This is a genomic window from Enterobacter sp. WI-ESBL-E8, from assembly GCF_053364895.1.
Genome location: NZ_JBRWXJ010000001.1, coordinates 1,753,257 through 1,765,646 on the forward strand (window position 1 = coordinate 1,753,257; position 12,390 = coordinate 1,765,646).

The 12,390-nt window shown below is 59.8% G+C and carries 17 protein-coding genes; 5 read left to right on the plus strand and 12 right to left on the minus strand.

Going from position 1 to position 12,390, the window contains the following annotated elements; translation table 11 throughout:
* Positions 1-84: 84 nt before the first annotated feature.
* Positions 85-444: a winged helix-turn-helix transcriptional regulator gene (locus ACWHWP_RS08285; RefSeq protein WP_059311080.1), complete on the plus strand. Its 360-nt coding sequence runs from the start codon at positions 85-87 to the stop codon at positions 442-444.
* 1 nt (position 445) lies between these two features.
* Here the strand turns inward: ACWHWP_RS08285 and ACWHWP_RS08290 are convergent, their stop codons facing one another.
* Together ACWHWP_RS08290 and ACWHWP_RS08295 are read right to left on the minus strand one after the other, a co-directional pair.
* Positions 446-1,240, minus strand: coding sequence for an SDR family NAD(P)-dependent oxidoreductase (locus ACWHWP_RS08290; protein ID WP_063955757.1), 795 nt, complete (start codon positions 1,238-1,240; stop codon positions 446-448).
* A 125-nt stretch (positions 1,241-1,365) separates the two neighbouring features.
* Positions 1,366-1,809: a winged helix-turn-helix transcriptional regulator gene (locus ACWHWP_RS08295; RefSeq protein WP_059311078.1), complete on the minus strand. Its 444-nt coding sequence runs from the start codon at positions 1,807-1,809 to the stop codon at positions 1,366-1,368.
* 152 nt (positions 1,810-1,961) lie between these two features.
* Between ACWHWP_RS08295 and agp the strand changes: the two genes are divergently transcribed.
* Positions 1,962-3,203 (plus strand): bifunctional glucose-1-phosphatase/inositol phosphatase, encoded by a 1,242-nt coding sequence (gene agp, locus ACWHWP_RS08300; RefSeq protein ID WP_063955759.1) that lies wholly within the window; start codon positions 1,962-1,964, stop codon positions 3,201-3,203.
* Positions 3,204-3,237: 34 nt separating this feature from the next.
* On the opposite strand, the gene ACWHWP_RS08305 is transcribed toward agp, so the two are convergent.
* Positions 3,238-3,465, minus strand: a complete 228-nt coding sequence (locus ACWHWP_RS08305) for a YccJ family protein (protein WP_047346821.1) — start codon at positions 3,463-3,465, stop codon at positions 3,238-3,240.
* A gap of 18 nt (positions 3,466-3,483) precedes the next feature.
* Positions 3,484-4,080 carry an NAD(P)H:quinone oxidoreductase gene (gene wrbA, locus ACWHWP_RS08310; protein ID WP_047346820.1) on the minus strand — a complete coding sequence of 199 codons (597 nt, stop codon included), beginning with the start codon at positions 4,078-4,080 and terminating at the stop codon, positions 3,484-3,486.
* A gap of 391 nt (positions 4,081-4,471) precedes the next feature.
* On the opposite strand from wrbA, the gene ACWHWP_RS08315 reads away from it, so the two are divergent.
* Positions 4,472-4,642 (plus strand): con-10 family general stress protein, encoded by a 171-nt coding sequence (locus ACWHWP_RS08315; RefSeq protein ID WP_023311077.1) that lies wholly within the window; start codon positions 4,472-4,474, stop codon positions 4,640-4,642.
* A 117-nt stretch (positions 4,643-4,759) separates the two neighbouring features.
* On the plus strand, positions 4,760-5,683 hold the full coding sequence (locus tag ACWHWP_RS08320) for a DMT family transporter (protein WP_063430136.1): 924 nt from the start codon (positions 4,760-4,762) through the stop codon (positions 5,681-5,683).
* Here ACWHWP_RS08320 and rutG read toward each other — a convergent pair.
* Genes rutG through rutA form a run of 7 tightly spaced genes read right to left on the minus strand, consistent with a single transcriptional unit; the run spans position 5,671 to position 11,104 of the window.
* Positions 5,671-6,993, minus strand: a complete 1,323-nt coding sequence (gene rutG, locus ACWHWP_RS08325; protein ID WP_063430134.1) for a pyrimidine utilization transport protein G — start codon at positions 6,991-6,993, stop codon at positions 5,671-5,673. The genes ACWHWP_RS08320 and rutG overlap by 13 nt on opposite strands.
* Before the next feature lie 21 nt (positions 6,994-7,014).
* Positions 7,015-7,506 (minus strand): NADH-dependent FMN reductase RutF, encoded by a 492-nt coding sequence (gene rutF, locus ACWHWP_RS08330; protein WP_063955761.1) that lies wholly within the window; start codon positions 7,504-7,506, stop codon positions 7,015-7,017.
* An 11-nt stretch (positions 7,507-7,517) separates the two neighbouring features.
* Complete coding sequence (locus ACWHWP_RS08335) at positions 7,518-8,108, minus strand: malonic semialdehyde reductase (protein WP_063430130.1); 591 nt, start codon at positions 8,106-8,108, stop codon at positions 7,518-7,520.
* A gap of 9 nt (positions 8,109-8,117) precedes the next feature.
* Positions 8,118-8,918, minus strand: coding sequence for a pyrimidine utilization protein D (rutD, locus tag ACWHWP_RS08340; protein WP_063955763.1), 801 nt, complete (start codon positions 8,916-8,918; stop codon positions 8,118-8,120).
* A gap of 7 nt (positions 8,919-8,925) precedes the next feature.
* Positions 8,926-9,312: a pyrimidine utilization protein C gene (gene rutC / locus ACWHWP_RS08345; protein WP_010429508.1), complete on the minus strand. Its 387-nt coding sequence runs from the start codon at positions 9,310-9,312 to the stop codon at positions 8,926-8,928.
* An 11-nt stretch (positions 9,313-9,323) separates the two neighbouring features.
* Complete coding sequence (rutB, locus tag ACWHWP_RS08350; protein WP_447855391.1) at positions 9,324-10,013, minus strand: pyrimidine utilization protein B; 690 nt, start codon at positions 10,011-10,013, stop codon at positions 9,324-9,326.
* Positions 10,013-11,104 carry a pyrimidine utilization protein A gene (rutA, locus tag ACWHWP_RS08355; protein WP_447855392.1) on the minus strand — a complete coding sequence of 364 codons (1,092 nt, stop codon included), beginning with the start codon at positions 11,102-11,104 and terminating at the stop codon, positions 10,013-10,015. The genes rutB and rutA overlap by 1 nt, the downstream gene beginning before the upstream one ends.
* Positions 11,105-11,346: 242 nt before the next feature.
* On the opposite strand from rutA, the gene rutR reads away from it, so the two are divergent.
* Positions 11,347-11,985, plus strand: coding sequence for an HTH-type transcriptional regulator RutR (rutR, locus tag ACWHWP_RS08360; protein WP_447855393.1), 639 nt, complete (start codon positions 11,347-11,349; stop codon positions 11,983-11,985).
* On the opposite strand, the gene ACWHWP_RS08365 is transcribed toward rutR, so the two are convergent.
* Positions 11,982-12,377 carry a lysozyme inhibitor LprI family protein gene (locus ACWHWP_RS08365; RefSeq protein WP_063430122.1) on the minus strand — a complete coding sequence of 132 codons (396 nt, stop codon included), beginning with the start codon at positions 12,375-12,377 and terminating at the stop codon, positions 11,982-11,984. The genes rutR and ACWHWP_RS08365 overlap by 4 nt on opposite strands.
* Positions 12,378-12,390 lie beyond the last annotated feature (13 nt).

Below are 12,390 nucleotides of genomic sequence, written 5' to 3' on the forward strand. Positions count from 1 at the left end.
GTCTCTGGAGAAAGCACTATAGAAACGTTAGTATCGAAAGGAAACCAGGTACCAAATGGATACTAACGAGGCAAGAGGTGTGCTATGGCAGAAATGCTGGACGTGGCCTGCGAAAAAAAATCTGAGGCGTATACCTGCCCGATGACGCAGTTTGTCAACCTGATTTCCGGTAAATGGGCGATCCCCATTCTCTATCGCCTGATTGTGTTCAATACGCCCGTTCGCTTTGGCGACCTGCTGCGGGCGGCAGCGCCGATTACGCAGAAAGAGCTAACGAAGCAGCTTCGCCTGTTTGAGCAGCGCGGGCTGGTTACGCGAACGGTCTACCCGGAAATCCCGCCGCGCGTGGAGTATCAGATAACCGAGTTGGGGTTAACCCTGCAGGATGCGCTCTCACCGCTGGCCGCCTGGATGAGCGAGTACGGCGACCAGCTGGAGCGTTAGGCTACCGCTTCACGTAGCGCGGTGCCGGAATACCGGTGCGCGCGCTGTTAAACAGCTCAAGGCGCGCCGTTTCGTAGCGATCCCACAGGCCGGCGTCATGCATTGGCGGGATGGTGATCGGTTCGCCCTGATCCAGACCCACCAGCGACGCATCTACCATATCGTCGGTGGTCATTACCGAGCCTTCCGGCAGATCGTTAACCGTGACGCCCGAATGGCTCCAGATCTCCGTAGCGGTGGCGGCAGGCAGCACGGCCTGAATGCGCACGTTGCTGTCGGCAAACTCTTCCTGCAGCCCGCGGGTAAAGCTGAGCACCCACGCCTTGGTAGCGCTGTAGAGCGCGCTGCCCGCCCGCACGTGCAGGGCCAGCACGGACGCGATATTGATCAGCGTGCCGCGGTTATTCTGCGCCAGACGCGGCAGGATAGCGTAGGTTAAGCGCATCAGCGCCGTGGTGTTGAGCGTGTTAATCGCCTGATGCTGGGCCACATCACCCGCGAGGAACGGTGCCATCTGCGCGGTGCCCGCGTTGTTAACCAGCGTATCGATGGCGGTATTGCTGCGCAGCTCTTCTTCCACGGCGCGGATCCCGGCTTCATCCGTCAGATCGGCCACCAGAACATCGACCGCCACGCCATAGCGTTCGCGCAGTTCGGCGGCCAGCGCCTGCAGCCGTTCCTCGCGACGGGCGACCAGCACCAGGCTGGCCCCGCGTGCGGCAAGACGATCGGCATAAACGGCACCAATTCCGGAAGAGGCGCCCGTAATCAGGGCAGTCGTGATTTGCGTAGTCATCGTGTGTTACCTCGGAGCAGAGTGGGTTAATTGGTTTCAATATGAAACTGGATAAACTCTCTGCTATTTGGTTTTATAATGCAACCATTTTGGTGGCCATTTTGTGCTTTTGCCGTCGGGCGCGATCAGGAGGGGAGTTTTGCCACGATCTGCTCAGGCGTCAGCTCGCGCCCGTCGTCGGCGATAAGCGCCAGCCTGCGCAGGGGTTTGCGCTGTTCGGCGTCGACCAGCACGGTGCCGCATTCGTGTTCAGCGAACAAAAATTCATTGCCCCACTGCGACAGGGCAACCAGCACCGTTTGCAGGGCGCGTCCCTTGTCGGTCAGGACGTACTCCTGCCAGGCGCTGCCGTCGGAGGCGGGGCGCAGCGTGAGGATGCCTTCGTCAACCAGCAGCTTCAGCCGCGTGGTCAGCATGTTTTTAGCAATGCCGAGGCTTTTCTGGAACTCGCCGAAGCGTTTAATCCCGCGCAGCGCGTCGCGCACGATCAGCAGCGACCACCAGTCGCCGATGATATCCAGCGAACGGGCGACGGGGCAGGTGCTCTCTTCAAGGCGGGTACGTTTCACAGCGAATTCTCCGATGGGGTGTGGTTTTATTATAAAACTAATTGGTTCACACCGTAAGCAGGTTAATCATCAGTTTGAGAAATGCTTCCCGGAAAATTGTCACCAATCTGTCACACTGACCGCGACATTTTAAAACGAGTGAGGAATTAGGGATGAGAAAAGCACTACTCGCGCTGGCAGTCGCCGGTTCCATTTCAGCAACGTTTGGCGCGCAGGCGCAAGAGACGCCGGAAGGGTATCAGCTGGAGCAAGTTTTAATCATGAGTCGTCACAACCTGCGCGCGCCGCTTGCCAACAACGGCAGCGTGCTGGAGCAATCGACGCCAAAGCAGTGGCCTGAGTGGGAGGTGCCGGGCGGGCAGCTCACCACCAAAGGCGGCGTGCTGGAGGTCTATATGGGCCATTATATGCGCGAGTGGCTGGCCCAGCAGGGGATGATCAAGACCGGCGAATGCCCGCCAGCAGATACTGTTTATGCCTATGCCAACAGCCTGCAGCGTACCGTTGCCACCGCGCAGTTCTTCATTACCGGCGCGTTTCCGGGCTGCGACGTGCCCGTGCACCATCAGGAAAAAATGGGCACCATGGACCCGACCTTCAACCCGGTGATTACCGATAACTCACCTGAATTCCGCGAAAAAGCGCTGAAGGCGATGGAGGCCGAGCGCCAGAAAATGCAGCTCGAAGATAGCTATAAGCTGCTGGAGCAGATGACGAACTACGCCGATTCGCCGTCGTGCAAAGAGAAAAAGGTCTGCTCGCTGGCGGACGCGAAAGATACCTTCAGCGCCGACTATGAAAAAGAGCCTGGCGTATCCGGGCCGCTGAAGGTGGGTAACTCGCTGGTTGATGCCTTCACGCTGCAGTATTACGAGGGCTTCCCGGCCGACCAGGTGGCCTGGGGGGAAATCAAAACCGACCAGCAGTGGCGCGTGCTGTCGAAGCTGAAAAACGGTTACCAGGACTCGCTGTTTACCTCCACCGAGGTGGCGCAAAACGTGGCGAAACCGCTGGTGAAATATATCGATAAAACGCTGGTCACCGAACAGGCAAAAGCGCCGAAAATTACCGTGCTGGTGGGGCATGATTCGAACATTGCTTCCCTGCTCACCGCGCTGGATTTCAAACCGTACCAGCTGCACGATCAGCAGGAGCGCACCCCGATTGGCGGCAAAATCGTCTTCCAGCGCTGGCATGACAAAAATGCCAATCAGGAGCTGATGAAAATTGAGTATGTCTATCAAAGTTCGGAGCAGCTGCGTAACGCCAGCGTGCTGTCGCTGCAGTCTCCGGCGCAGCGCGTGACGCTGGAGCTGAAAGGCTGCCCGGTGGATGCGAACGGCTTCTGTCCCGTCGATAAATTCAATGCGGTCATGAACAGCGCGGCGAATTAAGAAGAGAACCCCCCGCGGCAGCGGGGGGAAACGATTAGACGTTTTTACGTTCGATGGTTTGCTCGCCCCAGAAGAGCGAGTCTTTGTCCGTCTTTTCGAAGGCGCGCACCAGCACTTCATCGCTGCCTTCTTCCCAAATCTGCTCTGCCAGTTTCTCGTCATATTTCGCGACTTCAAAAATGGCTTCGGCGATCTCCGGAGAGGTGTTGCGTAAACTTGCCCATTCGCCCACGTGGTGGGCTTTAGATTCTTGAGTTGGCATGCTTGTCCTCCTGTTGGGTTAGCCGTTCAGTTTTTTGGCGAGGCCCGCGACGTGCTCACCCTGGTAACGGGCGATAGCGAGCTCTTCATTGCTCGGCTGTCGGGAGCCATCGCCGCCGGCAATGGTGGTTGCGCCGTACGGCGTGCCGCCACGTACCTGAGACACATCAAATAACTCCTGTGCGCCGTAGCCAATCGGCACGATCACCATTCCGTGATGAGCAAGGGTAGTCCAGGTGGAGGTAATTGTCTGTTCCTGCCCGCCGCCGGTTCCGGTGGAGCTGAAGACGCTGGCGAGTTTGCCGTACAGCGCACCTGAAGCCCACAGGCCGCCCGTCTGGTCGAGGAAGGTACGCATCTGGCCGGACATATTGCCGAAGCGGGTTGGGGTGCCAAAGATAATGGCATCGTAGTCAGCCAGTTCCTGCGGGGTAGCAACCGGGGCATTTTGCGTTTTCCCCCCGGCCTTCAGGAAAGCTTCAGCCTGCATGGTTTCCGGTACGCGCTTCACCACAACCTCAACGCCGTCCACCCTGTTTGCACCCTCTGCTACCGCGTGAGCCATGGTTTCAATGTGTCCATACATGGAATAATAGAGCACCAGAACTTTTGCCATTTTGCATCACTCCTCGTTTGTTTTTTCTGACAGCGGATCGCTGCGCTCATTTAAAGATATGTCATCACGGCCAGACTGCAAAAATGAACGCCATTTCTTTGATTTATAACAATATGGTAACCAAAAGGCTTTGTAGCAAAATGAAACAACTTTTCGGCGGCGGATTTTTAAAACGATAAGAAAGGCTTATGAATCACCGACGCGTTATCTCACCCGAAAGACTGAGTTCATGTTGCAGAATATTACCTGCGGCTTGCCGGATAGCGGCATTCCACTAAGCTTAGTTTCACGCGGCGCAGATAAAGGCACTGCCCTTGTGTCGCGAGGTGAAAGAATCCTCTTTTACTGAATGCAATATGATGTCTAATGTTTCACATTCTGGAGGTTAGAGATGGCAAACCATCGTGGTGGTTCAGGTAATTTCGCAGAAGACCGTGAAAGAGCATCAGAAGCAGGCCGTAAAGGTGGCCAGCATAGCGGGGGCAACTTCAAGAATGACCCGCAACGCGCATCTGAAGCTGGCAAGAAAGGGGGTAAAAACAGCCACGGCAGCAGCAAGTAACACGCCGGGTTGAACCCCTGCCGCCGGGATATCCCGGCGGTTTTTTTATTTCTGCAACATTGAACTGTAACCAAAGGCAACGCACACTAGAGAATTGTTGTTAACTGCGAGTGCCGCATGTCTGTTTCCCGTTTCAAATTCTCCGTTAAGCCGCAGGAAGCCATCCTGATTCTCATCACCATGTTCTGGGGCGGGACGTTTCTGGCCGTCCAGTACGCGGTGACCCTGAGCGATCCCTTCTTCTTTGTCGGCCTGCGCTTTGCGACGGCGGCGATTGCCGTGGCGCTGATATCGCTTAAAACCCTGCGCGGGCTGACGCTAAAAGAGCTCAAGGCCGGCGTGGCGATTGGGGTGGCGATAGCGATGGGCTACAGCCTGCAGACCTGGGGATTACAGACCATCTCCAGCAGTAAATCTGCGTTTATCACCGCCATGTATGTGCCCCTGGTGCCGCTGCTGCAATGGCTGTGCCTGGGGCGGCTCCCGGGGCTGATGTCCTGCATCGGGATCGTGCTGGCGTTTATCGGCCTGATCATGCTCGCCGGGCCGGAAAACAACCTGCTGGCGCTGGGGCCGGGCGAGATCATTACCCTGATCGGGGCGATTGCCATTGCGGCGGAAATTATTCTGATTAGCGCCTGGGCGGGTGATGTCGACGTCAAACGGGTGACGGTGGTGCAGCTCGCCACGGCGTCGCTGGTGGCGTTTGCGACGATGGTGCCTGCCGGGGAGTCCGTGCCGCCGATGTCCACCGGCCTGATCGTGGTCGCGCTGGGGCTGGGCATCTTTAGCGCCATTATTCAGGTCACCATGAACTGGGCGCAGCGCAGCGTGTCGCCAACCCGTGCGACGGTGATTTATACCGGCGAACCGGTCTGGGCGGGCATTTTCGGGCGGCTGGCCGGGGAGCGTCTGCCGCTGCTGGCCCTGGTGGGCGCGGCATTTATCGTTGCCGGGGTGCTGGTGAGCGAGTTGAAGCTCAAGCGGAAGAAAAACGCGCTGCCAGGAGATGACAGCGCGACGTTAAATCACGAATCCTGATGCACTACCTCGCCCTGCGGCGCGGTCGCTTCCCGACGGCTCAGCAGGGCGTTAAGCAGAATTGCCCCAAAGGTCGCCGTGCCAATCCCACCAATCGTAAATCCGCCCAGCGTCAGGGCAAAATCGCCTGCGCCCAGCACCAGCGTGACCGCCACCATAATCAGGTTGCTGTTCTGGCTGAGATCGACGCGGTGCTGCACCCAGATGCGCGCCCCGGCCACGGCGATCAGCCCAAACACCACAATCGATGCGCCGCCGATAACCGGCGACGGAATGGTGTGGATCAGCGCGCCGAACTTCGGTGAGAAGCCGAGCAGCATCGCCATCACCGCCGCCGCCACAAACACCAGCGTCGAGTAGACCTTGGTCACCGCCATCACGCCGATATTTTCGGCATAGGTGGTGACGCCGCTGCCGCCCACCGATCCCGAGAGCATGGTCGCCAGACCGTCACCGACAAACGCGCGGCCCATGTACGGGTCCATACTGCGTCCGGTCATGCCCGCCACGGCCTTCAGGTGGCCCAGGTTCTCCGCCACCAGGATAACGGCGACGGGCGCGATAAGCATCATCGCCTGCGTGTTGAAGGTGGGGGAGGTGATCTTCGGCAGGCCGAACCAGGCGGCCTGATGAAGCAGCGTAAAATCAACCGGCTTGCCGAGGCCAAAAACGTTCGCCAGCAGGGCATAAGCCAGACAGGCAACGATCAGCCCGACCAGAATCAGCAGTCGCTGGATCATCCCCCGCGTAAAGACCGCCACCAGACCGATGCACAGCACGGTGATCACCGCCATCCAGCTTTCGAACGGCGAGGCGGAGACGCTCCTGACCGCAATCGGCGCGAGGTTCAGGCCGATTGCCATCACCACGGCGCCGGTCACGACCGGGGGCATCATGCGTTCGATCCAGCGCGTGCCGACCTTCATCACCACTAAACCAATCAGGGTGTACACCAGGCCGCAGGCGATGATGCCGCCGAGGGCCACGCTCAGGTTAGGGTTAAGCCCCTGGCCGGTAAACCCGGTGGTGGCAATCACCACGCCGACAAAGGCGGCGCTGGAGCCAAGATAGCTGGGCACGCGCCCGCCGGTGACAAAAAAGAACAGCAGCGTGCCGATGCCGGACATCAGAATCGAGAGGTTGGGGTCCAGCCCCATCAGCATCGGCATCAGCACCGTGGCGCCAAACATGGCGACCGCGTGTTGCACGCCCATGACGAGTGTTTGTCCGAGCGGGAGCCGCTCATCCGGCGCGACCACGCCAGTTTCTGTGGAGGTCGATTTCAACTGCCAGTGGGGAAATCCGAACATGGTCTGTCTCCTTAAGGCGGGTTAACAGGCGGGTCGCATAAGCGCGTGGTAGCCACGGTCAAACCACACCAGCCCCTGCGGTGCCGGGTGGCGAATAATCGAAACGATGTCGCAAAACAGAATGTCATGGGTACCGACGCTCACCACCTGGCTGATGCGGCAGTCAAACGAGGCCAGCGCATCCTCCAGCCGCGGGCAGCCCGTGTCGCCTGTCTGCCAGCGGGCGGCGGCGAAGCGTTCTTCCATCGGCGTTTTGCCGCCAAACAGGTTCGAGAGCGGCTCCTGTCCGGCGCTGAGGGTATTCACGCACAGCGTGCGGTTTTCGCGGAACGTGGGCCAGACGGACGCGCCGCGGTTCAGGCACACCAGCAGGGTGGGCGGTGAGTCCGTGACGCTGCATACCGCGCTGGCGGTGAATCCTGCCAGCCCCGCCGGGCCGTCGGTGGTGATGATATTGACCGCCGCGCCCACGCAGGCCATGGCGTCGCGAAAGGTTTGTTTATCCGGTGTCATCACGAACCTCCTTACGCCAGCCCGCAGGCATCGTCGAAGTCCAGACGCGGCAGGCGTCCGTACAGTTTGGCTGTATCGCCGTAGCCAATGTTGATCAGCAGATTGCTTTTAAGCGTTGTGCCGGTGAAAAAGGCGTCGTCGACCTTTTGCCGGTCAAAGCCCGACATCGGGCCGGTGTCCAGCCCCAGGGCGCGGCAAGCGAGGATCAGGTAGGCGGCCTGCATCGAGCTGTTGCGAAAGGCGGTCTCTTCGGCATGCGCGGGGCTGGAGGTAAACCAGCTTCTGGCATCGCCGTGCGGGAACAGCGCGGGCAGGCGCTCGTAGAATTCGCCGTCCCAGGCCACGATGGCCGTGACCGGGGCCGTGAGCGTTTTCTCCAGGTTGCCGCTGGAGAGCGCCGGGCGCAGCTTCTCTTTTCCCTCCGCGCTTCGCACAAACACTATCCGCGCCGGGGAGCAGTTGGCGGAGGTTGGTCCCCATTTCATCAACTCGTAGATCTCGCGCAGCGCGTCGTCGCTGACCGGCAGATCCTGCCAGCCGTTGTGGGTGCGTGCGCCGGTGAACAGCGTCTCCAGCGCGGTGGGGTTAATGGCTTCGCTCATTACAGCTCCTTATAAAGCGTGTTCATGGCTGTGCAGCAGGCTGGCAAGCCCGTTTAGCAGCAGGGTGTTAAAGGTGTCCGGCTCGGTGACGTTGCAGGCGTGCCCGCCCTGGCGCATCACCGCGCTGCGGCTGTGCGGGATCGCGTCCTGCAGCTCGGACGAGCAGACGGACGGCACCAGCATGTCGTCGGCGGAACAGATAATCTGTACCGGGCAGCGGACGCGCGCGGCATGGCGGCTGAAGTCGGCCTTTTTCAGGGCGCTGAGCCGGTGCAGCAGGTTGGTTTTTCCCTGAAAATGGGCCAGCGCCAGGGCCTCTTCGGCCTCCAGGCGGGGGGCGCGGGCCGCCATCCAGTCTGCCGGGTAGAGAAACAGAGGCTGTGCCTCGACCCACGCCTGCGGGCCGCCGGAATGCAGCAGGCGCTCGCGGATCTGAAAGCAGCGGCGGGTGTGCGCGTTAAGGGTCAGCCAGCCGTTGACGCACACCAGCGCGGTGAGGGCGTCGGGATGATCCAGCGCCAGCTGCAGGCCGACCAGCGCCCCCAGCGCATGGCCCACGATGCTGTAGCGGGCAATCCCGGCTTCCGCCAGCGCCCGGGCCAGCTCGTCCGCCATCTGGGCAAGGCTGTAACCCTCCGGCAGGGCATCGGGGTTATTGCCCGTTCCCCGCTGGTCATAGCAGACCACCTGATACTCCTGCTCCAGCGCGGCCAGCTGGGGCAGCCAGTAGCTGCCGCTGCCGCCGAGACCGGAAATAAAGACCACCACGGGCGCACCCTCATACGGGGGCGGTGAGACGGAGAGTTTCATGGCCGCCTCACTTCGCGATGTGCGCAACGGTAGCGATCTCAACCAGCGCCTCCGGCTTTACCAGCCCGCACTGAATGCAGAACCGGGCCGGCTTATCGCCGGGGAAAAACTCCGCGTAGATTTCGTTAATCGCGGCGTAGTTTTTCCAGTCGGTGATAAAGATGCTGTTGAAGGTCACATCCTCCATGGTGCCACCCGCCGTTTCGATCACGGTTTTGATCGTCTCCAGCACGTGGCGGGTTTGCGCCTTTGGGTCGTTGATAAACACCACGTTGTTGTCTTTATCAAACGGCAGCGTGCCGGAGACATACACCACGCCGTCGGCGAGCGTGCCGGGAACAAACGGGGCGATGGGCGTGCTGGTGCCCGGCGGAATAATCACGGATTTCGGCATCAGATGTCTCCTCAGGCGATACGGGCGAGCGGGGGATTCAGGGCGTCGCAGAACTCCGCAACGCTGCTGACCCAGCCAAAAAAGGTTTCGATATTGAACAGGGCCGCCTTCTGGGCGAATTCCGGCCCGGCCTGATGGGTGGCGTCTTCCAGTACCACGCCGAAATACTCCAGGAAAAAGCCGTCTCGCAGGGTCGACTCCACGCAGACGTTGGTGGCGATGCCGGTAAAGACCAGGTGGCGAATGCCCCGGCTGCGCAGCAGGCTGTCGAGCGGCGTGTTGAAAAAGCCGCTGTAGCGCGGTTTGGGCAGGACGATATCGCCCGCCTGCGGGACCAGCTCGTCCACCAGCTGATAGTCCCAGCCGCCTTTTGCCAGCAGCTTGCCCTGCAGTTCGGGCCGCTTGCGCATGGTTTTCAGGGCGTTCGACTTGTGAAAGTTGGGCGAGCCGGGGCCGCCGGCCTCAACGTACTGGTCATCCCAGCCGTTCTGGAACCAGACGATGAGCATGCCCGCGGCGCGCGCGGCGGCGACGGCGGTTTTGATGTTCTCAATCACCGGCCGGGTGGCGGAGACGTCGAACCCCGCCAGATCCAGATAGCCGCCCTGGCTGGCGTAGGCGTTTTGCATGTCCACCACGATCAGCGCGCTCTGCTCCGGCGCAAAGGTGATGGCTTCCGGGAGTGCGTTAAGGGTCGTCATTACGCCACCTCCTTCGTGACGGCAGGGATGTGGGCGCGGCACTGCATCAGCGGCTGGATGCGCTCGCCGAAGGTTTCTACGCCGGTGAGGAAATCATCGAAGGTCAGCAGGACGCCTTCTGCGCCGGGAACGGCCGATACTTCGTCAAGCATTCTGGCGACGCTGGCGTACGAGCCGACCAGCGTGCCCATGTTGATATTGACGGCGGACGTCGGGTCGGCCATCTGGCGAACGTTGGTGTCCGCGCCGGAGCGCGTATCCTTTTGGCTCTGCTCGGTGAGCCAGCTCAGGGCTTCCTCGTCGGCGCCGTCCTTATAGCGCTCCCATTTGGCGCGCGCGGCGTCGTCGGTCTCGTCGGCGATGATCATAAACAGCACGTAGGAGCCTACGTCGCGCCCGGTTTTGTCGGCGGCCTCTTTCATCCGCGCGGCGGTCGGGGCGAAGGCTGCAGGGGTGTTGACGCCTTTGCCGAAGCAGAAGTTGAAGTCGGCGTATTTCGCCGAGAATTCCATTCCTGCGTCGCTCTGCCCGGCGCAAATCACCTTCATGGGGACCGAAGGCTGCGGGCTGACGCGACAGTCGTTCATGGTAAAGAAGTCACCCTTGAAATCGCTTTTGCCTGTACCCCACAGATCGCGCAGCACCTGCACGTATTCGGTCAGGTAGTCGTAGCGGCGAGAGAAGTAATCGTCACCCGGCCAGAGACCCATCTGCTCGTACTCCGGCTTTTGCCAGCCGGTGACCAGGTTGACGCCAAAGCGCCCGCCGGAGATGGAGTCAATGGTCGAGGCCATGCGCGCCACGATCGCCGGGGGCAGGGTGAGGGTGGCGGCGGTCGCGTAAATCTGAATACGCGAGGTAACCGCCGCCAGCCCGGCCATCAGGGTGAAGGACTCCAGGTTGTGATCCCAGAATTCGGTTTTGCCGCCAAAGCCGCGCAGCTTGATCATCGAGAGCGCAAAGTCGAAATGGTAGTGCTCCGCTTTTTGCACAATGGCCTTATTCAGCTCAAAGGTGGGCATGTATTGCGGTGCCGTGGTCGAGATAAGCCAGCCGTTGTTGCCGATCGGTACAAATACGCCAATTTTCATCACGAACCTCTCTTCACTACATTGCAGGTGAATACGTTTTGCAAAGGCAGTGCCACTTTTGAAAATGGCAGTGTTATTAACGTGTTAATCAGAAGTTGGTGAGTTGATGCGTGTGAAAGTGGACTAAATGGTCAAAAACATTGCACAGAAAACAGGCACTCATGCGCGATCGGAGTGCAGGATGTCGTGGCGAGACGGGGGTTTTGCTATGCTGAGGGCAACGCAGAATAAGGAGAGCGGGAATGGCACAAGGCGCAGTGAAAACACCAGGTAAACGTTCGCAGGCCGTGAGCGCCAAGAAGCAGGCCATCCTCAGCGCGGCCCTGGAGACTTTTTCACAGTTTGGTATTCACGGCACGCGCCTGGAGCAGGTGGCGGAGCAGGCCGGGGTGTCCAAAACCAATCTGCTCTACTATTACCCGTCGAAAGAGGCGCTCTATATCGCGGTGATGCAGCAGATCCTCGATATCTGGCTGGCGCCCCTCAAGGCGTTTCGCGAAGAGCTAGCCCCGCTGGTGGCGATCAAAGAGTATATTCGCCTGAAGCTGGAGGTGTCGCGCGATTACCCGCAGGCATCAAGGCTATTCTGTCTTGAGATGCTGCAGGGCGCGCCGCTGTTGCAGGCGGAACTCACCGGAGATTTAAAGCAGCTGGTTGACGATAAGTCGGCCATTATTGCCGGATGGGTCGCCAGCGGAAAGCTGGCTCCGGTCGACCCGCATCATCTGATCTTTATGATTTGGGCCTCCACCCAGCATTACGCTGACTTTGCGGCCCAGGTTGAGGCGGTGACCGGGAAAACGCTCCAGGACGAGGCGTTTTTCCACAGCACCCTGGAAAACGTGCAGCGGATGATTATCGAAGGGATCCGCGTGCGTTAATCAGCCGGTTGGAAAGGGCAGCTTAAATTGCCCTCTTCACACTGCATCAACGAGGCCAGAAACGCTTCGCGCTCCGCGGTTTTCTCCGCCAGGCACTGGTTGATAATCATCGGCTGAATAGTGCCACCTTCGGTTCCTGAACCCATCAATTTACAGTCTGCGTCACGCAGGGCGATCCACGCCTGCTGCGCCTTTTTCAGCAGGTCGCGCTGAGGGGCTGCCGCGCGTTTGATGGCGGCCTGGTACGTCTGGTTGAGCTTTTTATCCGCAGCCTGGTACTGCTCTGCCGCACAGGCACTGAGTTCTGTCTGGGTGGTCGCCTTGTCGCACTCGTCGGCCAGCGCGCTGGCGCTCAGCAGCAGTGCTGCGCCTGCGAGAAATACTCTTTTCATCATTCCCTCCGTG